This window comes from Streptomyces sp. NPDC002467 (assembly GCF_042889825.1).
Classification (GTDB): Bacteria; Actinomycetota; Actinomycetes; order Streptomycetales; family Streptomycetaceae; genus Streptomyces.
Genome location: NZ_JBIARJ010000006.1, coordinates 187,227 through 211,640 on the forward strand (window position 1 = coordinate 187,227; position 24,414 = coordinate 211,640).

At 72.9% G+C, this 24,414-nt stretch carries 26 protein-coding genes; 10 read left to right on the forward strand and 16 right to left on the reverse strand.

Going from position 1 to position 24,414, the window contains the following annotated elements; all coding sequences use genetic code 11:
* Positions 1 to 7 precede the first annotated feature (7 nt).
* The gene (locus ACFYYJ_RS15200) at positions 8 to 403 is read right to left on the reverse strand and encodes a molybdopterin-binding protein (RefSeq protein WP_389132397.1); all 396 of its coding nucleotides are present in this window, start codon (positions 401 to 403) and stop codon (positions 8 to 10) included.
* 134 nt (positions 404 to 537) lie between these two features.
* Between ACFYYJ_RS15200 and ACFYYJ_RS15205 the strand changes: the two genes are divergently transcribed.
* Complete coding sequence (locus ACFYYJ_RS15205) at positions 538 to 936, forward strand: RNA-binding S4 domain-containing protein (protein ID WP_385360778.1); 399 nt, start codon at positions 538 to 540, stop codon at positions 934 to 936.
* 52 nt (positions 937 to 988) lie between these two features.
* On the opposite strand, the gene ACFYYJ_RS15210 is transcribed toward ACFYYJ_RS15205, so the two are convergent.
* From ACFYYJ_RS15210 to ACFYYJ_RS15235, 6 genes are all read right to left on the reverse strand, one after another.
* The gene (locus ACFYYJ_RS15210) at positions 989 to 1,396 is read right to left on the reverse strand and encodes a PTS-dependent dihydroxyacetone kinase phosphotransferase subunit DhaM (RefSeq protein ID WP_385127905.1); all 408 of its coding nucleotides are present in this window, start codon (positions 1,394 to 1,396) and stop codon (positions 989 to 991) included.
* A complete protein-coding gene (gene dhaL / locus ACFYYJ_RS15215; protein WP_389132400.1) occupies positions 1,393 to 2,049 on the reverse strand; it encodes a dihydroxyacetone kinase subunit DhaL in 657 nt (218 codons plus the stop codon). Before dhaL ends, ACFYYJ_RS15210 begins: the two co-directional genes overlap by 4 nt.
* A 5-nt stretch (positions 2,050 to 2,054) precedes the next feature.
* Positions 2,055 to 3,059 carry a dihydroxyacetone kinase subunit DhaK gene (dhaK, locus tag ACFYYJ_RS15220; RefSeq protein ID WP_389132402.1) on the reverse strand — a complete coding sequence of 335 codons (1,005 nt, stop codon included), beginning with the start codon at positions 3,057 to 3,059 and terminating at the stop codon, positions 2,055 to 2,057.
* Positions 3,060 to 3,119: 60 nt separating this feature from the next.
* Entirely contained in the window at positions 3,120 to 3,407 is a 288-nt protein-coding gene (locus ACFYYJ_RS15225) for a hypothetical protein (protein WP_384743967.1), read from the reverse strand.
* 86 nt (positions 3,408 to 3,493) lie between these two features.
* Complete coding sequence (locus ACFYYJ_RS15230; protein ID WP_385127912.1) at positions 3,494 to 4,156, reverse strand: response regulator; 663 nt, start codon at positions 4,154 to 4,156, stop codon at positions 3,494 to 3,496.
* On the reverse strand, positions 4,153 to 5,337 hold the full coding sequence (locus ACFYYJ_RS15235; RefSeq protein ID WP_389132407.1) for a sensor histidine kinase: 1,185 nt from the start codon (positions 5,335 to 5,337) through the stop codon (positions 4,153 to 4,155). The genes ACFYYJ_RS15230 and ACFYYJ_RS15235 overlap by 4 nt, the downstream gene beginning before the upstream one ends.
* Before the next feature lie 132 nt (positions 5,338 to 5,469).
* Between ACFYYJ_RS15235 and ACFYYJ_RS15240 the strand changes: the two genes are divergently transcribed.
* On the forward strand, positions 5,470 to 6,381 hold the full coding sequence (locus tag ACFYYJ_RS15240; RefSeq protein ID WP_389132410.1) for an ATP-binding cassette domain-containing protein: 912 nt from the start codon (positions 5,470 to 5,472) through the stop codon (positions 6,379 to 6,381).
* A complete protein-coding gene (locus ACFYYJ_RS15245; protein WP_389132412.1) occupies positions 6,378 to 7,217 on the forward strand; it encodes an ABC transporter permease in 840 nt (279 codons plus the stop codon). The genes ACFYYJ_RS15240 and ACFYYJ_RS15245 overlap by 4 nt, the downstream gene beginning before the upstream one ends.
* Before the next feature lie 60 nt (positions 7,218 to 7,277).
* Here the strand turns inward: ACFYYJ_RS15245 and ACFYYJ_RS15250 are convergent, their stop codons facing one another.
* Positions 7,278 to 8,963: a carbohydrate binding domain-containing protein gene (locus tag ACFYYJ_RS15250; RefSeq protein WP_389132415.1), complete on the reverse strand. Its 1,686-nt coding sequence runs from the start codon at positions 8,961 to 8,963 to the stop codon at positions 7,278 to 7,280.
* A gap of 210 nt (positions 8,964 to 9,173) precedes the next feature.
* Here ACFYYJ_RS15250 and ACFYYJ_RS15255 point away from each other — a divergent pair, with 210 nt between their 5' ends.
* A complete protein-coding gene (locus tag ACFYYJ_RS15255) occupies positions 9,174 to 9,809 on the forward strand; it encodes an alpha-ketoglutarate-dependent dioxygenase AlkB (RefSeq protein ID WP_389132418.1) in 636 nt (211 codons plus the stop codon).
* Positions 9,810 to 9,844: 35 nt separating this feature from the next.
* Here ACFYYJ_RS15255 and ACFYYJ_RS15260 read toward each other — a convergent pair whose 3' ends face one another.
* Both ACFYYJ_RS15260 and ACFYYJ_RS15265 read right to left on the reverse strand, forming a co-directional pair.
* Positions 9,845 to 10,138 carry a YkvA family protein gene (locus ACFYYJ_RS15260; RefSeq protein WP_389132421.1) on the reverse strand — a complete coding sequence of 98 codons (294 nt, stop codon included), beginning with the start codon at positions 10,136 to 10,138 and terminating at the stop codon, positions 9,845 to 9,847.
* Positions 10,139 to 10,198: 60 nt separating this feature from the next.
* On the reverse strand, positions 10,199 to 10,681 hold the full coding sequence (locus ACFYYJ_RS15265) for a MarR family winged helix-turn-helix transcriptional regulator (protein WP_385360797.1): 483 nt from the start codon (positions 10,679 to 10,681) through the stop codon (positions 10,199 to 10,201).
* 132 nt (positions 10,682 to 10,813) lie between these two features.
* On the opposite strand from ACFYYJ_RS15265, the gene ACFYYJ_RS15270 reads away from it, so the two are divergent.
* Positions 10,814 to 11,377: a DoxX family protein gene (locus ACFYYJ_RS15270; protein WP_385360800.1), complete on the forward strand. Its 564-nt coding sequence runs from the start codon at positions 10,814 to 10,816 to the stop codon at positions 11,375 to 11,377.
* Positions 11,378 to 11,420: 43 nt separating this feature from the next.
* Entirely contained in the window at positions 11,421 to 13,220 is a 1,800-nt protein-coding gene (locus ACFYYJ_RS15275; RefSeq protein WP_385360840.1) for a glycoside hydrolase family 15 protein, read from the forward strand.
* 189 nt (positions 13,221 to 13,409) lie between these two features.
* Here the strand turns inward: ACFYYJ_RS15275 and ACFYYJ_RS15280 are convergent, their stop codons facing one another.
* The 3 genes from ACFYYJ_RS15280 to ACFYYJ_RS15290 all read right to left on the reverse strand — a co-directional run bounded on the left by ACFYYJ_RS15280 (position 13,410) and on the right by ACFYYJ_RS15290 (position 17,533).
* The gene (locus ACFYYJ_RS15280; protein ID WP_385127925.1) at positions 13,410 to 14,816 is read right to left on the reverse strand and encodes an APC family permease; all 1,407 of its coding nucleotides are present in this window, start codon (positions 14,814 to 14,816) and stop codon (positions 13,410 to 13,412) included.
* 318 nt (positions 14,817 to 15,134) lie between these two features.
* Positions 15,135 to 15,344: a hypothetical protein gene (locus tag ACFYYJ_RS15285; RefSeq protein WP_389132425.1), complete on the reverse strand. Its 210-nt coding sequence runs from the start codon at positions 15,342 to 15,344 to the stop codon at positions 15,135 to 15,137.
* 56 nt (positions 15,345 to 15,400) lie between these two features.
* Positions 15,401 to 17,533 (reverse strand): SpoIIE family protein phosphatase, encoded by a 2,133-nt coding sequence (locus tag ACFYYJ_RS15290; RefSeq protein WP_389132427.1) that lies wholly within the window; start codon positions 17,531 to 17,533, stop codon positions 15,401 to 15,403.
* Between the two features lie 159 nt (positions 17,534 to 17,692).
* Here ACFYYJ_RS15290 and ACFYYJ_RS15295 point away from each other — a divergent pair, with 159 nt between their 5' ends.
* Positions 17,693 to 18,445, forward strand: coding sequence for a class I SAM-dependent methyltransferase (locus tag ACFYYJ_RS15295; protein WP_389132430.1), 753 nt, complete (start codon positions 17,693 to 17,695; stop codon positions 18,443 to 18,445).
* Positions 18,446 to 18,485: 40 nt separating this feature from the next.
* Here the strand turns inward: ACFYYJ_RS15295 and ACFYYJ_RS15300 are convergent, their stop codons facing one another.
* Positions 18,486 to 19,394 (reverse strand): alpha/beta hydrolase fold domain-containing protein, encoded by a 909-nt coding sequence (locus ACFYYJ_RS15300; protein WP_385127933.1) that lies wholly within the window; start codon positions 19,392 to 19,394, stop codon positions 18,486 to 18,488.
* A gap of 212 nt (positions 19,395 to 19,606) precedes the next feature.
* Here ACFYYJ_RS15300 and tdh point away from each other — a divergent pair, with 212 nt between their 5' ends.
* The 3 genes from tdh to ACFYYJ_RS15315 all read left to right on the forward strand — a co-directional run bounded on the left by tdh (position 19,607) and on the right by ACFYYJ_RS15315 (position 23,249).
* A complete protein-coding gene (gene tdh, locus ACFYYJ_RS15305; protein WP_385360809.1) occupies positions 19,607 to 20,635 on the forward strand; it encodes an L-threonine 3-dehydrogenase in 1,029 nt (342 codons plus the stop codon).
* Positions 20,636 to 21,046: 411 nt separating this feature from the next.
* Positions 21,047 to 22,255 carry a glycine C-acetyltransferase gene (locus ACFYYJ_RS15310; RefSeq protein ID WP_389132435.1) on the forward strand — a complete coding sequence of 403 codons (1,209 nt, stop codon included), beginning with the start codon at positions 21,047 to 21,049 and terminating at the stop codon, positions 22,253 to 22,255.
* Positions 22,256 to 22,313: 58 nt separating this feature from the next.
* Positions 22,314 to 23,249 (forward strand): LysR substrate-binding domain-containing protein, encoded by a 936-nt coding sequence (locus tag ACFYYJ_RS15315; protein ID WP_385127937.1) that lies wholly within the window; start codon positions 22,314 to 22,316, stop codon positions 23,247 to 23,249.
* Between the two features lie 30 nt (positions 23,250 to 23,279).
* Here ACFYYJ_RS15315 and ACFYYJ_RS15320 read toward each other — a convergent pair whose 3' ends face one another.
* Together ACFYYJ_RS15320 and ACFYYJ_RS15325 are read right to left on the reverse strand one after the other, a co-directional pair.
* Positions 23,280 to 23,609 (reverse strand): putative quinol monooxygenase, encoded by a 330-nt coding sequence (locus ACFYYJ_RS15320; protein WP_385127939.1) that lies wholly within the window; start codon positions 23,607 to 23,609, stop codon positions 23,280 to 23,282.
* Between the two features lie 48 nt (positions 23,610 to 23,657).
* Complete coding sequence (locus ACFYYJ_RS15325; RefSeq protein WP_385127941.1) at positions 23,658 to 24,389, reverse strand: IclR family transcriptional regulator; 732 nt, start codon at positions 24,387 to 24,389, stop codon at positions 23,658 to 23,660.
* Between the last annotated feature and the right edge of the window lie 25 nt (positions 24,390 to 24,414).

Genomic DNA, 24,414 nt, shown 5'->3' on the forward strand with positions numbered 1-24,414 from the left:
CCTCGGTTCAGATGCGATCGATGTGCACGCTGGTGGACTTCACGCGGGCGGTGGCCCGCATTCCGACCTCCAGCCCCAACTCCTCCACGGCCTCACGGGTGAGGAGGGAGACCAGGCGGTGGGGACCCGCCTGGATCTCGACCTGGGCGGCCACGTCGCCGAGCCGGACGGCCGTGACGATGCCGGGAAAGGCGTTCCGCGCCGAGGTGTACGGCTCCCCGTCCTCGATGTGGGCACCCTGTCCCACTTCGATGGAGAAGGCGGCCAGGTCGCGGCCGTTGATCAGTCGACGGTCGGTCTCGTCACGATGGGTCGTGACCCGGCCGGCGTCGGCCCAGCGGCGCGCGGTGTCCGGGCTGACACCCAGCAGACGCGCCGCCTGTCCGATTGTGTAGGACTGCATGTGCGACAAGGTAGGGGCATGCGTCGCGCATTTGCAATCTCATCAGGATGAAGTACCTGGTAGCTGCGATGGCACTTGTCGTAATCGCCAAAAGTCGTTCCGTTTCGACCCGCTCGTCTCGCTAGAGTCGGGTCATGGCTGAATCGGTATCGGTATCGGGAACGGACGCGGGCACGGTGCGGGTCGACGCGTGGATCTGGTCCGTGCGCCTTACGAAGACCCGCTCGATCGCGGCGACCGCCTGCCGGGCGGGGCACGTGAAGGTCAACGGGGAACGCGCCAAGCCCGCCCAGTCGGTGCGCGCGGGTGACGAGGTGCGGCTGTTCCACGCGGGGCGCGAGCGGATCGTGGTGGTCAGGCGGCCCGTCTCCAAGCGGGTGGGCCCGCCGGTCGCCGCGGAGTGCTACGTCGACAACAGCCCGCCGCCGCCGACCCCGGTCGAAGCCGCGGTCGTCGGCATCCGCGACCGCGGCGCGGGCCGCCCGACGAAGCGGGAACGCCGAGAGATCGAAACCCTGCGCGGCCGGCCCTAGGGCGGACACCGCCCGGTTGCGCCGGGCGGTCCCGGATCCGGCGGTGGCGGGGTCAGGCCTTGCGGTACGCGTACGCCTCCGCCGCGGCCGAGGCCACGGCGGAGGCGGGGGCTCCGGTGGAGGCGGTGATCAGGGCCGCCACCGCGCCCTCCACGAACGGGGCGTCCGCCAGCAGCGACCCTTCAGGGAGTTCGTCCTCCGCCAGCAGGGCCTTCACTGTCAGTACCGAGCTGCCCAGGTCGGCCAGCAGCACGACCCCGGCGCCGCGGTCCACCTCGGCCGCGGCGGCGAGGACCAGCTCCGCGCTCGTGCCGAGCCCCCCGTCGGCCGTGCCGCCCGCCGTGGCCAGCGGGGCCACCGTGCCGCCCGCCGCCAAGCCGCGGGCCAGTTCCGCCACCGACCGCGCCACCGCCGCGCTGTGCGACACCAGCACGATGCCGACCGGTCCGCCGCCCGTCACAGGACGCCGTCCGCCACGTCGGCCAGCGCCCCCAGCAGCAGTGCCGACGAGGTCGCGCCCGGGTCCTGGTGGCCGATGCTCCGCTCGCCCAGATAGCTCGCCCGGCCCTTGCGGGCCTGCATCGGCACCGTTGCCAGCGCCCCGTGCTCGGCCGCGTCACCGGCCGCCCGGTACGAGGTGCTCAGCGCGGTCACCCCCGGCACGAGCGCGTCCAGCATCGTCGCGTCGCCCGGCGCCGCCCCGCCGAGCTGCGCCACCGCGGCCACCCCCGCGTACAGGGCCTTCCGCAGCTCCGTGTCGGAGACCTCGGCGGCATCCCCGAACTCCTTGCCGGTGCGGCGCAGCAGCGTCCCGTACAACGGCCCCGACGCCCCGCCCACCGTCGAGATCAGCGTCCGCCCGGCGAGCTGCAGCACCGCCCCGGGCGCCGCCGGGGCCTCCGCGTCCAGGGCCGCGAGCACCGCCGTGAAGCCGCGCAGCAGATTGCTCCCGTGGTCGGCGTCCCCGATGGGGGAGTCGAGCTCGGTCAGCCGGTCCGCCTCGCGCTCCACCGCGGCCGCCGCGGCCGCCATCCAGCGCCGGAAGAAGTCTGCGTCACGCACCGGTTCTCCTCGCCTCGACCCGACTCGTACTGCGCGGTCCGTCGACACCATACGAGTCAGCGGCCCCAGCGCAGCGCCGCCGTCTGCACGGGCGCGTCCCAGAGCCCGAGCAGCTCCTCGTCGACGCGGCACAACGTGACCGAACACCCCGCCATGTCGAGCGAAGTGACGTAGTTTCCGACGAGCGCCCGCGCCACCGGCACACCTCGCGCCGCCAGCAGCCGAGCCACCTCCGCGTGGAACCCGTACAGCTCCAGCAGCGGGGTCGCGCCCATCCCGTTGACCAGCACCAGTACCGGCCCGTCGGGCGGCCCCACCTCGGCCAGTTCCTCCAGTACGGCCCCGACCGCGATCTCCGCGATCTCCCGCGCCGGCATCATCGCGCGCCGCTCCCGGCCGGGCTCGCCGTGGATCCCGACACCCAACTCCAATTCCCCGTCGGGCAGTTCGAACGTGGGGCTGCCCTTCGCCGGAGTGGAGCACGCGGTCAGCGCCACCCCGAAGCTGCGCGAGGCGCTGTTGACCCTCCGGGCGATCGCGGCGACCCGCTCCAGCGGCGCCCCCTCCTCGGCGGCGGCTCCGGCGATCTTCTCCACGAAGAGGGTGGCCCCGGTGCCCCGCCGCCCGGCCGTGTACAGGCTGTCGGTCACGGCGACGTCGTCGTCGACCAGGACCCGTTCCACCCGGAGCCCGTCCTCCTCGGCGAGTTCGGCGGCCATCTCGAAGTTCAGCACGTCCCCGGTGTAGTTCTTGACGACGAAGAGCACCCCCTGCCCGGATTCCACGGAGGCGGCCGCCCGCACCATCTGGTCGGGCACCGGTGAGGTGAACACCTCCCCGGGGCAGGCGGCGGCCAGCATCCCGTAGCCCACGAACCCGGCGTGCAGCGGCTCGTGCCCCGACCCGCCCCCGGACACCAGCCCGACGCGGCCGCCGGTGCGCGCGTCCCGTCGTACGACGATCCGACGCTCGACGTCGACGTCCAGCTCGGGGTGGGCGGCGGCCATCCCGTGCAGCGCGTCGGCCACCACGGTTTCCGCGGAGTTGATCAGCATCTTCACGGACGTCTCCCTCGACTGCCGGATCAAGTGCCCTGCGGTGACGGGCTGTTCGAGGCCAGGTTAGGGGGAGTACCGCTCCGGCATGACATGTTCGACGCCGTCCATCTCCCAGGTGCACCGCGGCGGCGTCGGGACCAGGTGCGGCTGGCGCACCATGATCCGGAAGGGATGGGCCGGTTCCTCGGGCAGGACGCCCTCCAGCACCGTGGTGCCCGGTTCGTGCTCCTCGCGGTGGGCGATGAGCTTGCCGTTGACGAGGAGCTCGATCTCACCCGTCCGTCCGGGCCCGACGTTGACGGTGATCGAATGGGCGCCGTGGTCGACGTGGAAGTGGTGACTGCGGGACATGGGACACCTCCACGGAGTCACGACGCAGCGGGACCGGCTCCCTCCATTGTGGGCCCCCGCACCGCTCCCGCGCGCGGGCAGCCGTCTCACCGCGGGGGCGTGACCAGCCCGAACTCGTACGCGAGGATCACGAGGTGCACCCGGTCGCGGGCGTCGAGCTTGGTGAAGAGGCGGGCCACGTGCGCCTTGGCGGTGGCCACGCTGATGCACAGTTCCCCGGCGATCTCCGTATTGGTGAGTCCGCGGCCCACCAGGGTGAGGACCTCTCGCTCCCGGCCGGTGATCCCGGAGGCCGCCTCGGGGTCCCGGCCGGGGGAGGGGGCGGGCCGGGCGGCGAACTCCTCGATGAGCCGTCGGGTGACGCTCGGGGCGATGAGGGCGTCCCCGGCGGCGAGGACCCGCACCCCGTCGAGGATGGTCTCCAGCGGCATGTCCTTGACGAGGAAGCCGCTCGCACCGGCGCGCAGCGCCCCGTAGACGTACTCGTCGTCGTCGAACGTGGTCAGGACGAGGACGAGGGTCGCCGACTCCGGGTCGGCGTTGATGCGGCGGGTGGCCTCGATGCCGTCCGTACCGGGCATCCGGATGTCCATGATGGCGACGTCGGGCCGCAGCCTCCGGACGAGCTCGACCGCCTCGGCGCCGTCCGCGGCCTCCCCGACCACCTCCAGATCGGGGGTGTCGGCGATCAGCACTCGCAGGCCCGTGCGGATCAGCGGCTGGTCGTCGACCAGGACGACCCGGATCACCGCGCCCCCTCCGCTTCGACGGGGACCGGCAGCCGCGCCGACACGCGGAATCCGCCTTCGGGGTGCGGACCGGCGCTGAATTCCCCGTGCAGCAGACCGACCCGCTCCCGCATGCCGATGATGCCGAAACCGCCGCCCGGGTTCTGGTGGGCGGAGCCGGTACCAGGGCCGAGGTCGACGACGTCCACGGCCAGCACGTCCGGCCGGTGGTCGACCGTCACGGCGCACCCGCGGGCGCCGGAATGCCGCACCACATTGGTGACGGCCTCCTGGATGACCCGGAACGCCGCCAGGTCGATGTCGGACGGCAGTGCGCGACGGCGGCCCTTCCACCGGACCTCGACGCCCACCCCGGCGGCGGCCGTGTTCGCCACCAGGTCACCGAGCGCGGCGAGCCCGGGGACCGGGGCCGGCGGAGCGGACTGCTCGTCACCGCGCCGCAGGGCAACGAGCATCCGCCGTAGACCGGCGAGGGTCTCCCGGCTCGTGGCCTCGACGGCCTCCAGCGCGCGCCGCGTCTCGGCGGGCTGCGTGTCCATGACGCGGCTGCCCATGCCCGCCTGGATGGCGATGATGCCGATGCTGTGCGCGACCATGTCGTGCAGTTCCCGGGCGATCCGCAGCCGTTCGGCCGTGATCGCCTGCCGTGCCGCCTGCTCGCGCACCGTCTCCGCGTGCCTCCGGCTCTGATGGACCGTGTTGCCGATCAGCCAGGCGATGGCGGTGGTCGAGGTCAGCAGGACCGGTGCCGAGAGGTTGAGGTACCCCTGGGACACCCGCCCGGCCGTGTCCCCGGCCACCACGGCGATGGGCAGCAAGGCGGCCGGGACCGACACGCGCCGCGAGCGGGTCGCCGCGGTGTAGCCCACGACCGCGTCCGCCAGCAGGAACAGCACGATCGGTGTCTCGCGCACCTCCATCCCCAGGGAGAACACGGCTCCCGCGAGCGCCACGGCCAGGGCCGCCAGAGGCGCCCGCACCAGCAGGAACGCTCCCGCGGTGGTGACGACGGCGGTCACCAGGAGCGGCGCGTCCTCGGTGTTGCCGTGGTACCGCAGCAGCCGGCTCAGCTCGTCCTCCCGCTGGAAGGTGCGCATCAGGATGAGGGCCGACCAGAAGGCCCCCACCCACACACCCGCGGGCAGGCGTCTGGGCAGGGGCGGACGCGGAGTGGCGATCATCCGTCGATCGTAACCACGCGCCCCCGCACGGGCATTGGCCCACGGGACTAAGCCCCCGGGCCAGGTGCGGGCCGGACCGGTGTCGACCGTCGGCCGATGTCCGCTCGGCGCCCTCGACGGCACCGTGGACCCATGATCGAATCGACCCGACTGACCAAGCGGTACGGCGACACCACGGCCGTCGACGACCTGAGCTTCACGGTGGAGCCGGGCAAGGTCACCGGCTTCCTCGGCCCCAACGGCGCCGGCAAATCCACCACGCTCCGGATGATCCTGGGCCTGAACGCCCCCACGAGCGGCTCCGTCACCGTGGACGGCGTCCCCTTCGCCTCCCGCCCGCGCGGACTGCGCCACGTCGGTGCGCTGCTCGACGCCCAGGACGTGCACGGCGGGCGCAGCGCACGGGCGCACCTGTCGGCCCTGGCCCGCGGCAACCGCATCCCGCAGACCCGCGTCGACGAGGTGCTCCGGGAGGTGGGGCTGGCGAAGGCCGCGCGGCGGCGGATCGGCGGGTTCTCCCTCGGCATGAAGCAGCGCCTCGGCATCGCGGGAGCGCTGCTCGGGGATCCGCCGGTGCTGCTCTTCGACGAGCCGCTGAACGGCCTCGACCCGGAGGGCGTGCTCTGGGTGCGCGGCCTGTTCCGCAGGCTGGCCGCCGAGGGCCGCACGGTGTTCGTCTCCAGCCACATGATGGCCGAGATGGAGGCCACCGCCGATCAGCTCGTGGTCATCGGCCGGGGCCGGCTGATCGCCGACCAGAGCCTGCGGGAGTTCTCCGACCGCCGCGCCCCGCTCGGCGTGATCGTGCACACCCCCGACCTGGCGGCCCTCGATTGCGTGCTGCGGGCGGAGGGTGCGTCGGTGAGCCGGGAAGACGACGGAGGGGCCCGGGTCACTGGCCTGAGCGCGGCCCGGATCGGCGAGCTGGCGCACCGGCACGGCATCGTGCTGCACGAACTGGCCACCCGCGCCCCTTCCTTGGAGTCGGCGTTCATGTCCCTCACCGCCGACAGCGTCGAATACCTCGCGGGAGGAGCCCGATGAGCCCCACCATGCCCGCGGTCGCACCGGCCGCCCGGTTCACCGACCTGCTCGCCGCCGAGTGGATCAAGATGCGCTCGCTCAGGTCGACGTACTGGGTGCTCGTGCTCAGCGCCGTCGTCGCCATCGCGATCAATGTGAACGCCGTCCACTCCGACCTGCCGTACATCGACCAGCCGCCGCCCCCGGGGCCGGACATGCGGCCCTTCAAGTACGACCCGCTCTTCCACGGCCTGAACGGCATCGCCTGCAGTGTCATGGCACTGGCCGCGGCCGCCTTCGGCGCCATCACGGTGTTCGGCGAGTACGGCACCGGAATGATCCGCACCACGCTCGCCGCCGTTCCCGACCGCGGTGCGGTGATCACGGCCAAGGTGGCGCTGGTCACGGCGATCACGCTCCTGCTCGGCACGGCCGTCTCCGCCACCTCCTTCTTCACCACCAACGCGATGCTGGCCTCACGGCACGTCGGACTCTCGATCGACGACCCCGGATGCCTGCGGGCCGTCGCGGCGTACGCCCTGGTCGTACCGGTCTGCGCGCTCATCGGGCTGGCGTTCGGCGCGGTCCTGCGCCATGCCACGGCCTCGATCGTCGCCGTCGTCGGGCTCCTGTTCATCGTGCCCCTGCTCTTCGGCGGCGACCGGTACCGCTTCCTGAAGGAGATCGGCAACCACCTGCCGCTGGCGGCGCAGTCCCGGCTCGGCCTGAACCCCGACTCCTACACCAGCCTGGGCACGTATCCGGGGACGATCACGGGCTCCTGGATCGCTCTGGCGGCCTGGGCGCTGGTGTCCGTGGCCGTCGCCATGACGGTCGTACGGCGCCGGGACGTCTAGACGGCGCACGGAAGGGCCGCCGCCGGCGTCCCGGCGGCGGCCCCGTGCGGGGTGCGGTGGTCAGCCGGTGAAGCCCGCCGTGATGGATGTGAACTGCCAGTCGCTCTGCGCGATGCCCGAGCAGCTCTCCTGGAGGCCGCCGCCGGGGCAGCCGCGGTCGCGGTTGACGGACCAGAAGGCGAGGCGGGCGATGTGGTGGGAGTTGGCCCAGTTCCGGATGTCGGTCCAGTTCTGGACGGTCGTGGTCTCCTGGGTGTCGCTGATGCCGTTCATGCCGGAGATGCCGATGTGCGCGTAGGCGGTCGCGTCGTCCCAGCCGAAGGCGGGCCTCAGCTTGGCCTTGAGGCCCTCGGTGGCGCCGACCGTGCTCGCGTACATGTCGGTCGAGGCGTTGCCGAAGTCGAACGGCATGATGGTGAAGACGTCGATGTCGGCGTTCAGCGCCTTGGCCTGGTCGATCAGGCGGTTGCCCCACGAGGTCGGGCCGGTGGTGCCGGTCCCGAAGGTCAGGATGGTCCGCAGGCCCGGGTTGTTCTGCTTGACGATCTTGAGTGCGCCGAGGATGCGGTCCTGGACCGCGGCGTTCTCGAACTCGTCCGTGTTCTCGATGTCGACGTCGATCGCCTTCAGGCCGTAGGCGTCGACGACCTTCTGGTAGGCGCCGGCCAGCGCCTCGGGGGTGGCGCAGTTGGGGCCGAGCTTGTTGCCCTGCCAGCCGCCGATGGACGGGACTACGTCCCCGCCCGCCGCGCGGATCGAGGCGATGGTGCTCTGGTCCACCCCGCCGGCCAGCGGGCGCTGGCCGTCCCAGGCCGGGTTGCAGCCGCCGGAGGAGAGGATGAACGCCATCGTGAACCACTTCGCGCCGGTCGCGTTCATCACGGTGGTCGCGCTCGGCGGGTTGCCCCAGCCCTGGTAGAGGTAGGGCGCGGCCTGCTTGAAGCCGGTCGGGGTCGTTCCGTTGTCGGTGGTGACGGACACGGCGGCGGAGGCGGCCGAGGTGTTCCCCGCCAGGTCGTGGGCCCGGACGCTGAACGTGTAGCTCGTGGCGGGGGTCAGGCCGGTGACGGTCGTGCTCGTGCCGGTGGCCGTGGCGACCTTCGCGGCCCCCTGGTAGACGTCGTAGCCGGTGACGCCGACGTTGTCGGTGGAGGCGGTCCAGGCGAGCGAGGCGCTGGTGGAGGTCTTGCCCGTGGAGGTGAGGCCGGTGGGGACGGTGGGTGCCTGGGTGTCGGCGGTGCCGCCGGGGCCGTCGAGGACGACGTCGTCGGCGTGGTAAGTGCCCTGCCCATACCAGCCGTTGAGGTACACCTCCGCGCTGGTCTGGGAGGCGCCCGTGGTGAAGGTGACGGTGAGCAGGGACCAGGCGCCGGGGGAGGTGGTCCAGGTCGAGGGCCCGCCGGTGACTCCGAGGTAGACGTAGCTGCCGCGGACCCAGGCCGAGAGGGTGTAGGTGGTGTTCGGTCGGACCGAGACGGACTGGGTGCACTTGGCGTTGTCGGAGGCGGTGGCCGCGCCGGCCAGCGCCTTCGAGCCGCCGTGCACGGGTGAGCTCACCACGGAGCCCAGGCCGCCCGAGCAGGACCAGCCGGCCGGGGTGCCGGCCGCCTCGAAGCCGCCGTTCGCGAGCAGATCGGCGCCGAACGCGGAGCCGGGGGCCGTCAGCACCGCGGCCGCGCCGAGGAGGGCGGCGCCCAGGCCGCAGGCGAAACGGGTGCGTGTGCGTGTGCGTGTGGGGGTGCGCAAGGAAATGCCTCCGGCGTGGGGTGGGGGGATTGCGGCAACACCGTTGAAGGCGGCGGTAGTTGGGGGCTGGGCCGCCTCGTCGCCGGGAACCTATTCCTCCGGATGCCCCGCCGTCAATAGGTCTGGACCAATTGGCCGAAGTGGTGGGAGGTGGGTGATCCGAGGGGAGTATTCGTGCAAGTGTTCGGTTCTCCGGGTTAGGCTGGGGACATGTACGCAGTCCAAGGCCTCCAGGGTTCCCTCTTCGACCAGGGCGACGAGATCCGGCTCGGCCCGCTGGACGCCGTGCGGCGCACGGACCTCGGGGCGGGGGCGTGGGTCGACCACCTGCCCGGCTGGCTGAGCGGCGCCGACGCGCTCTTCGAGCGGCTCGCGGCCGACGTGCCCTGGCACGCCGAGCGGCGGCAGATGTACGAGCGTGAAGTGGAGGTGCCCAGGCTGCTCGCCTTCTACGGGGAGGACGAGACCCTCCCGCACCCCTCGCTCACCGAGGCCCGCGACACGCTCGGCCGGTACTACGCCATCGAGCTCGGCGAACCCTTCGCCACCGCCGGGCTGTGCCTGTACCGCGACGGCCGCGACAGCGTCGCCTGGCACGGGGACCGCACCGGCCGTTCCTCCATCGAGGACACCATGGTCGCCATCCTGTCCGTCGGCGACCCGCGCGATCTCGCGCTGCGCCCCCGCGACGGCGGCCCCACCCTGCTCCGGCTCCCGCTCGGCCACGGCGACCTCGTCGTGATGGGCGGCTCATGTCAGCGCACCATGGAGCACGCCGTGCCCAAGTCGGCGCGGGCCGTGGGGCCGCGGATCAGCGTCCAGTTCCGCACCCGCGGCGTGCGCTGACCGCGGGCGTGCGCCGACCGCGGGCCCGCCACCCGCTACGCGGCGCCCGGCTCCTTGTCCGCCCGGGCCGCGGTCGCCGCCGCGTGCAGGGCGCGCAGGGCCAGCAGCAGGATCCCGATGTCGTCCAGGTACACCGGGTCCGGGATCAGGTCCACGGGGGAGATCGTGTACGCCACGGCGACCCAGAAGAGCGCCTTGTCGTGGAGCGGGATCCCCGCGTCGAGCAGGAGTCGCCGCGCCTTGAAGACGCGTACGAGCAGCACGGCCGCCGCGATCGCGAGGCCGACCGTGAGGACCGTCGCCAGTGTGAACCAGGCCGTGGTGTCCATGACGCCCATATACCCCGATTCGGACAGGTGCTACCGGACGCTCCGCCGTCGACGGTACCCCTACGCGCCCTGCGCGCGCAGCCTGCGGCCGACCTCGCCGAGCCCGTCGGCGAGCGCGTCCAACTGCGCGGGCGTCAGGACGTCGACGAGGACCTCCCGCACCGTCGCCACGTGCCCGGGTGCGGCCTCGCTCAGCTTGGCGGCGCCGGCGTCGGTGAGCACGGCGAACACCCCGCGGACGTCGGAGGGGCAGCTGCGGCGCCGGACCAGACCGGCCTTCTCCATCTGGGTCACCTGGTAGGTGAGCCCGCTCTTGGAGTTGATCAGGCCATTGGCGAGCTCGGTCATCCGCAGCTCGCGGTCGGGCGCCGCGGCGAGCCGCACGAGGATCTCGTACTGCGGGTGCGAGAGTCCGGAGTCGTCCTTGAGCTGCTGGTCGAGTCGTCGGTTGACCAGGGCCGAGGCGGCCAGGAAGCCGCTCCAGGCCCGCATCTCGCGCTCGTCCAGCCATCTCGTACCAGCCGTGTCAGCCGAATCAGCCATGGCTCCACCCTACACGGGTTGTTCGAATTTGAATCACTGGTTAGGGTCGGTGGTCGAGTTCGAATTTGAACTACCTCGCATGCGAACCACCCGAGTCCACGGACCGCCCCTCCGGAAGGAACCGAACCCCCCATGACCAGCCCCTCCGCCACCGCGGCGAAGTCGCCGGCCGCTTCCGCCTCCGCCACCGCACTCCCCACGGCCCTGTCCACCCCCGGCCACGACGTCGGCCTGCTGATCCTGCGCCTCGTCCTCGGGCTGACCATGGCCGCGCACGGCTCCCAGAAGCTCTTCGGCTGGTTCGGGGGCGGCGGCATCAGCGGCACCGGTCAGTTCTTCACCGCGAGCGGCTACCCCGCCGGGGACGCCATGGCCGTCCTCGCCGGCCTGACCGAGACCCTCGGCGGCCTCGGCCTCGCCGTCGGACTGCTCACCCCGCTCGCCGGAGCGGCCGTCGTCGGCACCCTGATCAACGCCATCGCCGTCCACGGCGCCGGCTCCTTCTTCGCCCCGCAGGGCGTCGAATACGAACTGCTCCTGACGGCGGGCGCCGCCGCCCTCGCCCTCACCGGCCCCGGACGGTACGCCGTCGACCGCTCCCTGCCCGTCCTGCGCGCCCACCGACTGGCCCACGGAGCCCTCGCCGTCGCCCTCGGCGTCGTCCTCGGGGGCGTCCTCCTCCTCGTGCGCGGCTGATGCCCTGCCGGATGCCCGGGGTCCGTCCTGATTGACCCCGGGCATTTGGTGGAACAAGGCACAAATGACCCAACCCATCGAAGACTACGCACTCATCGGCGACCTGATGACCAGCGGACTGGTCGGCCGTGACGGGTCCCTCGACTGGCTGTGCCTGCCGCGCTTCGACTCCGGTGCCTGCTTCGCCAAACTCCTCGGAGACGAGGAGAACGGCCACTGGCGGATCGCGCCCCTCGACGCCGCCGCCGACGAGCGCTGCACCCGCTGGGCCTACGTGGACGACACGCTGGTCCTGGAGTCCTACTGGGAGACGGACACCGGCGCCGTCAAGGTCATCGACTTCATGCCGCAGCGCGACGTGGCCCCCGAGGTCATCCGCGTCGTCGAGGGGATCTCCGGCCGGGTCAGGATGGGCAGCACCCTGCGGCTGCGGTTCGACTACGGCCACGTCGTCCCCTGGGTCCGCCGCAGCAACGGCGACCGCGTCGCCATCGCCGGACCCGACTCCGTCTGGTTCCGCAGCGAGCCCCCGGTCCGCACCTGGGGCGAGGACAACAGCACACGCTCCCAGTTCCCCGTCGCCGAAGGCCAACGCGTCGCCTTCGTACTGACCTGGCACCCCTCCCACGAGCCGCGCCCCGAGCCCGTCGACCCGTACGCCGCCCTGGAGCAGAGCCTCGCCGACTGGCGCGAATGGACCGCCCAGTGCCGCTACGAGGGCCCCTACCGGGAAGCCGTCACCCGCTCCCTGATCACCCTCAAGGCCCTCACCTACGCCCCCACCGGCGGCATCGCCGCCGCGGCCACCACCTCCCTGCCCGAGGAGATCGGCGGAGTCCGCAACTGGGACTATCGCTACTGCTGGCTGCGCGACTCCACCCTCACCCTGGACTCCCTCCTCGCCACCGGCTTCCTCGACGAGGCCCGCGCCTGGCGCAGGTGGCTGCTGCGGGCGGTCGCCGGTGACCCCGCCGACCTCCAGATCATGTACGGGCTCGGGGGCGAGCGCCGGATCCCCGAGAGCGAGCTGCCGTGGCTGCGCGGGTACGCCGGTTCCGCCCCCGCCCGGGTCGGCAACGCCGCCGCCGACCAGCTCCAGCTCGACGTGTACGGGGAGGTCATCGACTCCCTCTACCTCGCCAGGTCCGCGGGGCTGCCCGCCGAACGCCACGCCTGGCGGATCCAGATCGCGCTCCTCGACTTCCTGGAGCGCAACTGGCACCGCCCCGACGAGGGGCTCTGGGAGGTGCGCGGCCCCCGCCGCCACTTCGTGCACTCCAAGGTGATGGCCTGGGTCGCCGCCGACCGCGCCGTGCGGACCCTGGAGGCCGACCCCTCGCTCGACGGCGACGTGAAGCGCTTCCGGGCCATGCGCGAAGCGGTGCACCGCGACGTCTGCGAGAACGGGTACGACACCGAGCGCGGCACCTTCACCCAGTACTACGGCTCTCGCGAACTCGACGCGGCGACCCTGCTGATCCCCAGGGTCGGCTTCCTGCCCCCCGACGATCCGCGCGTCGTCGGCACGGTCGACGCGGTGCGCGCCGAACTCGGCAGCAGCGGACTGGTCCGCCGCTACAGCACCGAAGGCGCCTCCGTCGACGGACTGCCCGGCGACGAAGGGGCCTTCCTGGCCTGCTCGTTCTGGCTGGTCGACGCCCTGCACATGACCCGCCGCGAGGAGGAGGCCCGGGACCTCTTCGAACGGCTGCTGGCGGTACGCAACGACGTGGGCCTGCTCGCCGAGGAGTACGACCCCGCTGCCGGACGCCAACTCGGCAACTACCCGCAGGCGTTCAGCCACATCGGGCTGGTCAACAGCGCGCTCACGCTCGGCGGCTGACCGGCGCCCGTCGGCAGCCGGGCGCGGTTCGAGGCGATGAACCGGGCCGTCACGGCGCACGGGCTGCGATCGCGGACAGGCCGTGCGCACTCCTTCGAGGAAGTGCGCACGGCCTGTCGGACTACGACGTGGACCCGCCGTTCGGCAAGGTCGTGATCGGCCTCGGGAGTCGACCCGGGGCAGGGCGGGCTACGCCTCCGTGCCCAGGTCGTCCTCCGGGATGGTCACCAGCCAGCGGGTGTCCTGGCGCGGACGCAGGTAGAACGCCCAGTACAGGGTGGCCACGGCGGTGATCCCGCCGGTCCACAGCAGGTACTTGGCGTCCTGCTGGGTCAGGATGTAGGCGAAGACGAGGATCAGCACGATCGGCACGGCGGGCCACAGCGGCATCCGCCAGGCGACCGCCTGGCCGTGCGCCCCGCGCCGGCTGAACAGCGCGGCGACCGCGACGAGGAGGTACATCCCGGTCACGGAGACGCCGGTGACGCCGTACAGGGTGTCGAGGTTGACGAAGCACAGCGCCGCACCCGGGACGCCGACGATCAGGGTGGCCACCCACGGGGAGCCGAAGCGGCCCAGCTTGGACAGGGCGTTGTTCACCGGCATCGGCCAGGCGCGGTCACGGGCGGAGGCGAACAGCACGCGGGAGTTCTGGATCACCATGACGATGCCCGCGTTGATGATGGCGAGGGCCACGCAGAGGCTGACGAAGGTGCCGACGGCGGAGTTCGACCAGGCGGTCACCATGCCGCCGAGGTCACCGGCGGTCAGCGCCTCCAGGTCGGGTGCGCCCATGGTGATGGCGATGACCGGGACCAGGATGACGGCGCTGGAGATGGCGAGGGTGAGGAGCACCGTGCGGGCCACGTTGCGCTTCGGGTTCTCCAACTCCTCCGAGAGGTAGACGGCCGTGGAGAAGCCCTGGGTGACGAAGAGGGCGATGGCGAGTCCGGAGACGACCATCATCGCGGTGACCGCGGAGGTGCCGCCGCCCTCGGCCGCGACCGTGCCGTGCACGAGCGCGTCGGCGCCGCGCTCGCTGTGGGCGAAGCCCAGTACGGCGACGAGCGCCGCGGCGATCACTTCGAGCACCAGGAAGATGCCGGTGATCCAGGCGTTGGCCCGCAGGTCGAGGAGGCCGGCGAGGGTGGCGAGCAGCATCACGGCGCCACCGGCGACCGGCGCCGGTATGTGGACCACGGGGGCCAGGTAGTCGGCCGTGCCCATGGCGATCACGGGCGGCACGATCATCACGACCAGCAGGGACATGACGAACACCAACCAGCCGGCGAGGCGGCCGGCCATGGTGGACACCATCGCGTACTCGCCGCCGGCGCTGGGGATGAGGGTCCCGAGCTCCGAGTAGCAGAACGCGACGCCGATGCAGAGCAGCGAGCCGATCGCGATGGTCAGCGCCGTCCACGTGCCGAGGCTGGAGAACAGGTCGGGCACCACGACGAAGAGGGTCGAGGCGGGCGTCACGCACGAGAGGGTCAGCAGAGTGCCGCCGACGACGCCGATGGAACGCTTGAGCTTTTGGGGGGCGGGCCCCGTGGCGGGGGAGAGGGCCTGAGGTGCGCTGATCGTGTCAGTCATCGGTGCGGTGTTCCGATCGGCAGAGCTGGGAAATGAGCGCGGGAGCTGTATCGCCTCCGAGGCGGTGGTCAGCAAGTGGTTCCGTGGCTCCCGGGCCGACATGGAATCTCCGCGAGAACCGCAGGTCAAGAGCTGTTCACCTGCGGATTCCGTTGTCGCGGGCGGCGCCGACGCCCCTGTGTGGCGTAAAGGCCGTGTTAAGGCGGCGTAAGGGGTGGGTGCGATAACCGCAGCTCGTCCGCCGAAGATTTCCCTCTGCTTTGCCGGACACCGCCCGGAATGCGGACGGTGTCCGGCTGTGCGTGAGCGAGCGTGTGCTCAGAGCTTTCGGTACCGGCGGGCGTCCTCGGCCGCGGCGGGTGCGGAGTCGAGGTCCCCGCCGATCGCCGGCGTGAGGATGATGGCCACGGCGCCCTCCAGGAACGGCGCGTCCACGATCCGGGTGCCGGCCGGCAGCGGGGAGGGGCTTTCGGCGATCAGCGACTTCAGGGTCGGCACCGCGCTGCCCATGTCGCACAGCACCGCCACGTCCTGACGCGTACGCCCGCGCCACCGCCGGCAAGGCCGCCTGAACCCGGGGCTTCCTACGGGTCGCCGCCCGTGCGGGACGCCAACAACAGGGCGATGTCGTCGGGCCGGTCGGCGGAGCTGCCCGCCTCGCCGATCAGCCGGTCGGCCATCTCGGTCAGCGGAGCCGGACCCGCCGCGGCCAGCGCCGCCCGCAGCCGCTCCACGCCGACGTCGATGTCGGTACCCGGCTTCTCCACCAGCCCGTCCGTGTACAGGGCGAGCACCGAGCCCGTGGCCAGCCGCAGTTCCGTCACCGGATACGAGGCATTCGGGTCGATGCCGAGCACCACCCCGCCCGCCAGGTCGAGCACCTCGGCCCGGCCGTCGGGGTGCCGCATCAGCGGCTGGGGATGCCCGGCGCGCACCGCGCGGGCCTTCCCCGACACGGGGTCGAGCAACACGTAGCAGCAGCTGGCGAACTGCCCCGGGTCCAGGTCGATGAGCAGCCGGTTGGTGCCGCTCGCCACCTCCTGCGGGGAACTGCCGCTCAGCGCGAAGGCCCGTACCGCGCTGCGGAGTTGACCCATCGTGGCCGCGGCCGCTACGCCATGGCCCTGGACGTCCCCGATGACCAGCGCCAGCAGCCCGTCGTCCGTCTCGATCACGTCGTACCAGTCGCCGCCGACGTCCATGCCGACCGAGCCCGGCAGGTAGCGGGCCACCGTGTCCACGTGCTCGCGCACCGGCAGCCGGTGCGGCAGCAGCGCCGACTGGAGGCCCCGGGCGCGCGCGGCCTCGTTGTCGTACCGCTTCGCCCGCTCCAGGGCCTGCGCGATCAGCCCGGCCAGTGCCGTCAGCACCGTACGCTCCTCCGGGCTGAAGCCGCGCGGCGCGTCGAAGCCGAGGATGCAGGAGCCCACCGGCCGGCCGGAGGCGATCAGCGGCAGGAAGGCACGGGCACCGACGTGCGCGTCCAGCGGGATCCCCGGATAGGCGGCGGCCAGCTTCTCCATCGACTCGAAGAACATCGGCCGACCCGAGGTCAACGTCTCCACGCCGGGCAGCTCCGCTTCGAGCGAGACACCGTCGAACCGGTCGAGGAAACCCCTCGGGAACCCCGTCTCCCAGGCGAGGTACAGATGCCGCTCGTCGAGCATGTAGATCGCCAGCTGGCGGCCGCCGAAGGCCGGCAGCAGCTCGTCGGTGACGACCGCCGATACCTGGCGGGCCGTGACCGCCTCCGTCAGCGCGATCGCCAGGGCCACCGGGCGGTACAGCGCCGAGGCCCGATCGGCCACCGAGCCGATGTTCCCGTTCGCCTGGGCCGCGGAGTCGGGAGGGTAATCGGGCTGCTCGGCGGCGCCGATCAGCACGGTCACCCCGCCGGAACCGGGGTACAGGTCGACGGACAGCCACTCCCTGGGCCGGTGCCCGCCGCGCCGGACCGGGAAGTGCACCACCTCACCGGCGAGGAAGACGGCCCGGAAGTGGTCCTCGTACGCGCGCTTCCCGAGCCAGGGCGCCGCCTTCCACAGCACCTGCCCCAGCAGCCGCTCCTCCGGGATGCCGAACATCGTCTCGGCGGCCGCGTTCGCGAAGCGGATCCTGCCCTCCCGGTCCACGGAGAGCAGCGCCTGCGCGAGCCGGTCCACCACGGCGCGGACGCCCCCGACCGGGGCGGGCGAAGGCACGGACAGCGGGTCGCCCTCCCAGATCACCGGCTCCCCGGCCGCGGTCAGCGCGGCCAGGTCCCGGGCCAGCTCGGCCGCGGCCTCGCGGAGCCGTTCCCGGTCACCGGCCCCCACCGGCACACCGGGGGTGGCCGGGCGCAGCACCATCAGCACCCCGAACCGCTCCGAGCCGGCGGTCACCGGCTCGAACAGCGAACCGAAGGGGAAGGGCAGTCCCGCCATCAGCTGCGGGAAGCGCTGTACGGCCGACTCCGGGTCGGGCAGGTGCACGGACTGCCCGGACCGGTACGCCTCCGCCACCGGGTACGGGCGGTTCACCTGCATCCGCCACCAGGACCGGAACAGCTCACCCGGGAGACCCACGCTTGCGGCCAGCAGCAGTTCATCGGTGTGCGAGCGCAGGTAGACCCCGCCCGCGTACCCGCCGACGGCCTCCACGGCACGCGCCGTGCCACGCGCGAGCGCCTGGGCCGTGGCATCGGGGGCCGGTCCTGGGCTGTCCCCTCTCGCGGTCACACCGTCAGGATGCGCCCTCGGCGGCGACCGACGCACCCCGGCTAGGCCGACCGCTTCCCTCGTCCGGGGGACGCACGGCCGTTCGGGCGGCGAGCGGCCACGCGCCGGGGCAGCATACGCACGCGTCCCCCACCCCGGCAGGCCACCGGAAGGCAGAGCATGCGCTACCAGTACGACGCCATCGGCGAGCGTTACGCGGAGTCGAAGAGCACGGCCGCCTTCTCGGCGGCCGACACCCACACCCTCCTGGGAGCCCTCGACGAACTCGGCGGGGTCCGCGGGCTCGACACGCTCGACCTGGCCTGCGGACACGGCCACAACACCCGGCTGCTGGCCCGCGGCGGGGCCCGCCGGACCGTCGGAGTGGACATCTCCGAGGAGATGATCCGGCTCGCACGCGCGCACGAGACGACCGGGCTCGCGACGGACGGGGACCGGTCGGCGATCGAGTACCACGTCGCCGACGCCGCGGGCCTCCCGAACCTCGGCCCCTTCGACCTCGCCACCGCCGTCTACCTGTTCAACCACGCACCCGACCGCGGCTCCCTGCACGCGATGTTCCGGTCCGTCCGCGCCAATCTGCGCGCCGGGGCCAAACTCCTCGCCATCGTGCCCAACGCCGGGGCGTTCCCCCGCGTGGACTGGTCCCCGTACGGGCTCCGGATCATCGACCGGCTCCCGGAGGGCGACGCGCCCCTGCTCAAGGCCCACTTCCTCACCGAGCCGCCGGTGCCCTTCGAGTTCCGCGAATGGGCCCACGCCGACCTGGCCGAGGCCGCCGTCGAGGCGGGCTTCGCCACCGTCGGCTGGCAGCCGACCCGGACCCCGCCCGCCGACCCGGTGCGCGACGAGGAGTACTGGACGGGGTACCGGGCCTGGCCGGTCAGCTCCCTGATGACCTGCACGGCGTAGGCGCCGGGGACGTGGGAGGCGCGAGGCCCGGGGCGGGAGGTCAGGCGTCAGCCGTGGCCCGGATCAGCTGCACGATCCGCTCCCGCGCCGCCCGCCCCTCCGGCACCGGCAGCAGCGGGTACCCGTGCGGCAGCCCCGGCTCCTCGTGGAACTCCACGTCGACCTCGGCCGCGAGGGCCCGGCTCAGCAGCTCCCTGCTGTCCGTGGTGAGCACGTCCCGGGTCCCGGTGAACACCGTCAGCGGCGCCAGCCCCGCGAAGGACCCGTGCAGCGGGCTCACCCGCGGATCGTCGGCCGCGAGGGTTCCGGCGTACAGCCGCCCTGCCTCCCGCAGTCCGGGGAGGGCCAGCATCGGATCGGCCGCCTCGATCAGCGCCTGGTCCGGATGGCTCATGGACACGTCCAGCCAGGGCGAGATCAGTACGATCCGGGAGGGCTGCGCCCCCGTCCGGTCGCGCAGCCGCTGCGCGGCGGCCAGCGCCAGCCCGGCGCCCGCGGAGTCCCCGATGAGCACCGTGCCGCCCGCGCCGCCGCTCTCGATCAGACCGCTGAGCAGGTCCGCGGCGACGGGGACCGTCCGGTCGGCGGTCCCGCGCGGGGCCAGGATGTACGCCGGCACGACCACCCGCGCCCGCGCCTGGGCGACCAGCTGCCGGACCAGCGCCCAGTGCGGGCGGACGAGCTCGTTGATGTACCCACCGCCGTGCACGTACAGCACCTGGGCCTCCGGCTCGACCCCGAGGGGCGAGACGTCGTACACCGGCCAGGCTCCGACGAACGTCCGCGAGATCTCCGCGACCCGGCCCAACCAGCGGGGCGGAAGGTGCGACGCGGGTCGCCGCGCGGACTCCGCGACCCGGGCCTGGACCGCCTCGGCGCTCGCGAACCGTCTTCGCCTGCCCGCCGCGATCAGCGCCGCCGACAGCGCCCTGCTGCGCAGACTCGGCACGCCCCTCACCTCCCCTTTTCCCCGGACCTTCGTACCGGCCCGGGACCCTGCCCCGTCACCTGAGGAGCATAGGCGTGAAGCTGCGCTGTCGACCCGCTTAAGAAAGTCTCGATGGACTGATCACGGTGCCGATCGGCAGATTGGTGCCGTCACCGACGCCGTACGGGCCCGCACGCCCGCGGCGACCCCTTCCGCATGCCTGGAGCCACCCCATGAAGGCACTCGTCAAGCACAAGGCCGAGCCCGGGCTGTGGCTCATGGACGTTCCCGAACCCGACTACGGACCGGGCGACGTGCTGATCAAGGTGCTGCGCACCGGCATCTGCGGAACGGACCTGCACATCCGTTCCTGGGACGGCTGGGCGCAGGGCGCGGTCAAGACCCCGCTGATCCTGGGCCACGAGTTCGTGGGCGAGGTCGCGGCGCTCGGCGCGGACGTCCGCGACATCGAGGTCGGCGCGCTCGTCAGCGGCGAGGGCCACCTCGTGTGCGGCAAGTGCCGCAACTGCCTGGCCGGCCGCCGCCACCTGTGCCGCAGCACCATCGGCCTCGGGGTCGGCCGTGACGGCGCCTTCGCCGAGTACGTGGTCCTGCCGGCGCAGAACGTCTGGGTGCACCGCACGCCGGTCGACCTGGACGTGGCCGCCATCTTCGACCCCTTCGGCAACGCCGTGCACACGGCGCTGTCGTTCCCGCTGGTCGGCGAGGACGTGCTGATCACCGGCGCCGGCCCGATCGGGATCATGGCGGCGGCCGTGGCCCGGCACGCCGGCGCGCGCAACGTCGTCATCACGGACGTCAGCCCCGAGCGGCTGGAGATCGCCCGCAAGGCGGGTGCCACGCTCGCGGTGAACGTGGCCGAGCGCTCCATCGCGGACGCGCAGGCGCAGCTGGGCCTGCGCGAGGGCTTCGACATCGGCCTGGAGATGTCCGGCCGCGCCGAGGCGATGCGCGACATGATCGACAACATGACGCACGGCGGCCGGATCGCCATGCTGGGGCTGCCCGCGCAGGAGTTCCCGGTGGACTGGGCGAAGGTCGTCACCTCGATGATCACCATCAAGGGCATCTACGGCCGCGAGATGTTCGAGACCTGGTACGCGATGACGGTGCTGCTGGAGGGCGGTCTCGACCTCACCCCGGTCATCACCGGCCGCTACTCGCACCGCGACTTCGAGGCCGCCTTCGACGAGGCGTCCACCGCCCGCAGCGGCAAGATCATCCTGGACTGGACGGCCTGACCCGGCGCCTCCGTGGCTCCGGCCCCGTGGCCCTGGCCCCCGGACCAGGAGCCACGGGGCTCGGCCGGCCGCTCCCGGGCCATGGCCCGAGGCCACGGGTCCTGGCCCACGGGCCTCGGGCCGGGGGCCCCGAACCCACCGGCCACCGGGCCACGGCCCACCGGGCCACGGCCCACCGAGCCTCGGTCCACGGCTCACCGACCCGCCGGCTCGGCCAAGGCCCGACCAGGCCGGCCGCAGGCCACCGGTACGCCGGGCCGGGTGCCGAGCCAAGATCCGACCGGGTCGGCCGCGGGCCGTCGGTCCCCTGAACCATCTCCCTACGGCCGGACCCCGCACACCCTCCCCCCTCCGCGGGGTCCGGCCCCCCTCCCGTCCGCCGGACGGCAAAACGCACAAGGAGACCGCAGTATGTTCGAGACCGTCCGCGAAGACCTCCGCGCCACCCTCGACGAGATCCGCGCCGCCGGCCTGCACAAGCCCGAGCGCGTCATCGGCACCCCGCAGAACGCCGCCGTCGCAGTGACCGCCGGCGGTGCCCCCGGCGAGGTCCTGAACTTCTGCGCCAACAACTACCTCGGCCTCGCCGACCACCCCGAGGTCGTCGCCGCGGCGAAGGACGCCCTGGACCGCTGGGGCTACGGAATGGCCTCCGTCCGCTTCATCTGCGGTACGCAGGAGGTGCACAAGGAGCTGGAGGCGCGCCTCTCCTCCTTCCTCGGCCAGGAGGACACGATCCTCTACTCCTCCTGCTTCGACGCGAACGGCGGCGTCTTCGAGACCCTGCTCGGCGCCGAGGACGCGGTCATCTCCGACGCCCTCAACCACGCCTCGATCATCGACGGCATCCGGCTGTCGAAGGCCCGCCGCTTCCGCTACGCCAACCGCGACATGGCCGAGCTGGAGGCGCGCCTGAAGGAGGCCACCGAGGGCGGCGCCCGCCGCAAGCTGATCGTCACCGACGGCGTCTTCTCCATGGACGGGTACGTCGCCCCGCTCGCCGAGATCTGCGACCTGGCCGAGCGCTACGACGCCATGGTCATGGTCGACGACTCGCACGCCGTCGGCTTCGTCGGCCCCGGCGGCCGCGGCACCCCCGAGCTGCACGGCGTCATGGACCGCGTCGACATCATCACCGGCACCCTCGGCAAGGCCCTCGGCGGCGCGTCCGGTGGCTACGTCGCGGCCCGCGCCGAGATCGTGGAGCTGCTGCGCCAGCGCTCGCGCCCGTACCTCTTCTCCAACTCCCTCGCCCCGGTCATCGCGGCGGCCTCGCTGAAGGTCCTCGACCTGCTGGAGTCCGCCGGTGACCTGCGCGAACACCTCGCCGCCAACACCGAGCTCTTCCGTACGAAGATGACCGAGGCGGGCTTCGAGATCCTGCCCGGCGACCACGCCATCGCCCCCGTGATGATCGGCGACGCGGCGAAGGCGGCCCGGATGGCGGAGCTGCTGCTGGAGCGCGGCGTGTACGTGATCGGCTTCTCGTACCCGGTGGTGCCGATGGGCGCGGCCCGTATCCGCGTCCAGCTCTCGGCGGCCCACTCCACGGCGGACGTGGAGCGCGCGGTGGCGGCCTTCGCGGACGCCCGTGCGGCGCTGGAGGCCGAGGAGGCCTGAGCGGCCCCGAGGGGCCCGCGCGGGCCGGGTGACCTGCGCTGCCTGAGATAATGGCGGGGTGATCGACCCCCGCCGGCTGCGCATCCTGCGGGCCGTGGCGGATCACCGAACGGTGACCGCCGCGGCCGCAGCCCTCTACCTCACTCCCTCCGCGGTCTCCCAGCAGCTCGCGGCACTGGAGCAGGAGACGGGCCACGCGCTGCTCACCCGCAGCGGCCGGGGCGTACGGCTCACGGCGGCCGGCGAGATCCTGCTCGGGCACGCGCACGAGGTGCTGGCCCAGCTGGAGCGGGCCGAAGCCGAACTCGCCGCCTACGCGGGCGGCTCCGCGGGCGAGGTCACCGTGGCGGCCTTCGCCACGGGCATCGCCGAGGTACTGGCCCCGGCCATCGCCCGGCTGGCCCTGGAACACCCCGGCATCCGGCTGCGGGTCCGGGACGCGGAGGGCGACCAGAGCCTGCCGCTGCTGCTGGACGGCGAGGCCGACGTGGCGCTGGCGGTCGAGTACCGGGGCGGGCCGGGAGCGGACGACGGGCGGTTGTCGGTGCTGCCGCTGTACGCGGAACCCTTCGACGCGGTGCTCCCCTCGGGGCACCCGCTGGCCGATCTCCCGGCGGTGTCCCTGGCGGACCTGTCCGACTCGGACTGGGTGGGCCAGTACCCGGGGAACCCCTGCCACGACGTGACGCTGCTGGCGTGCGAACTGGCGGGCTTCCAGCCCCGGTTCGTGCACTCCTCCGACGACTTCCGCGCGGTCACGGCGCTGGTGGGCGCCGGGGCGGGGGTGGCCCTGGTCCCGCGGTCCGCCCTGCGCGGCATGGACCTCAAGGAGGTCCAGGTCCGCCCGGTGGCACCGGCCGGGGGCCCCGCGTCGGGTCCCGCCGCCACCCGCCGGGTCTTCGCGGCGACCCGCCGCGGCGCGGAGTCCCACCCGCTGATCGCCCCGGTCCTGGCGGCCCTGGTACGGGAGTCGGAGCGGCTGCCGGAGCACTGAGGCAGCCGCCCGCCGCGGACCGGGCCGGGACTACGCCTGCGGCGCGAGTTCCGCCATGGGACCCCACCCGTTCTGGTCCGGAATGGTCACGTTGATGATCTCGGGGGTCTCCGCGATGGCGGGGGCCATGGCCGCGAGCCCGGCGGTGAAGTGCTCGGACTGCACGTGGGCGACGGCGGCGTCGTCGTCCGCGAACGCCTCCAGCAGCGTGAACCTGTGCGGGTCCTCGACGCTGCGGGACCAGTCGAAGAAGAGGTTGCCCGGTTCGGCGCGGGTCGCCTCGGTGAAGGGGCCCACGAGGGACAGCCACGCGTCGGAGTGTTCGGGACGGACGGTGAATCGTACGGCGATGAAGATCATGCCCCTACGATGCGGCACCCGGCGGGCTCGGGCCGGCCGGGCACGGGCTCATTCCGACCCTGCCGGAAACGCGGCCGCGGCCAGCACGAGCAGCGAGCCGATCTCGTCCCGGCGGCGCCTGAAGTCCGCGAGCGGGAGGGAGACGGACAGGGCGTGGTCCGGACGTGACGGCAGCGGCACGGCCAGACAGGTGTAGGCCGGGTCCGCCTCGCCGACGGAGACCGCGATGCCCCGGTCGCGGACGCCCGCCAGCTCCGCCTCGAAACGCCGCTCGTCGGTGATCGTGTGCTCGGTCAGGCGCGCCATCCCGTGGTCGGCGAGGTAGCGCCGCCGCTGGGCCCGGGTTAGCGGGGCGAGCAGCACCTTGCCGTGCGCGGTGGCGTGCGCCCGGGTCTCGGGGCCGGGAGCGAACGGGTCCTCGGAGTCGTTCAGGGGCGTGGTGCTGTCGATGACGGTGATGCGTCCGCCGCTGTAAGCGGTGAAGTACGCCTCGGCGCCGGTGGCCCGCCGTACGTGCGGCAGCAGCGCGGCGACCGCGCTCCCCGTCCCCAGGTGCCGCCGGAAGGAGCGGTGCAGGGAGGGGACCCGCGGCCCGGGCGCGTACCCCTCCGGTACCCGTACCAGGTAGCCGCGCGCCGTCAGCGGGCCCAGCAGGTGGTACACGGTCGACAGCGAACACCCCACGCGCCGCGCGAGCGCTTTGGCGCTCACGGGCCCCGGTGCGTCGGCCACCGCGTCGAGCAGGGCCAGCGCACGGTCCACGGACTGCGGCACGGACATGGCGGTGATCCTTCCGGGGGTGTCG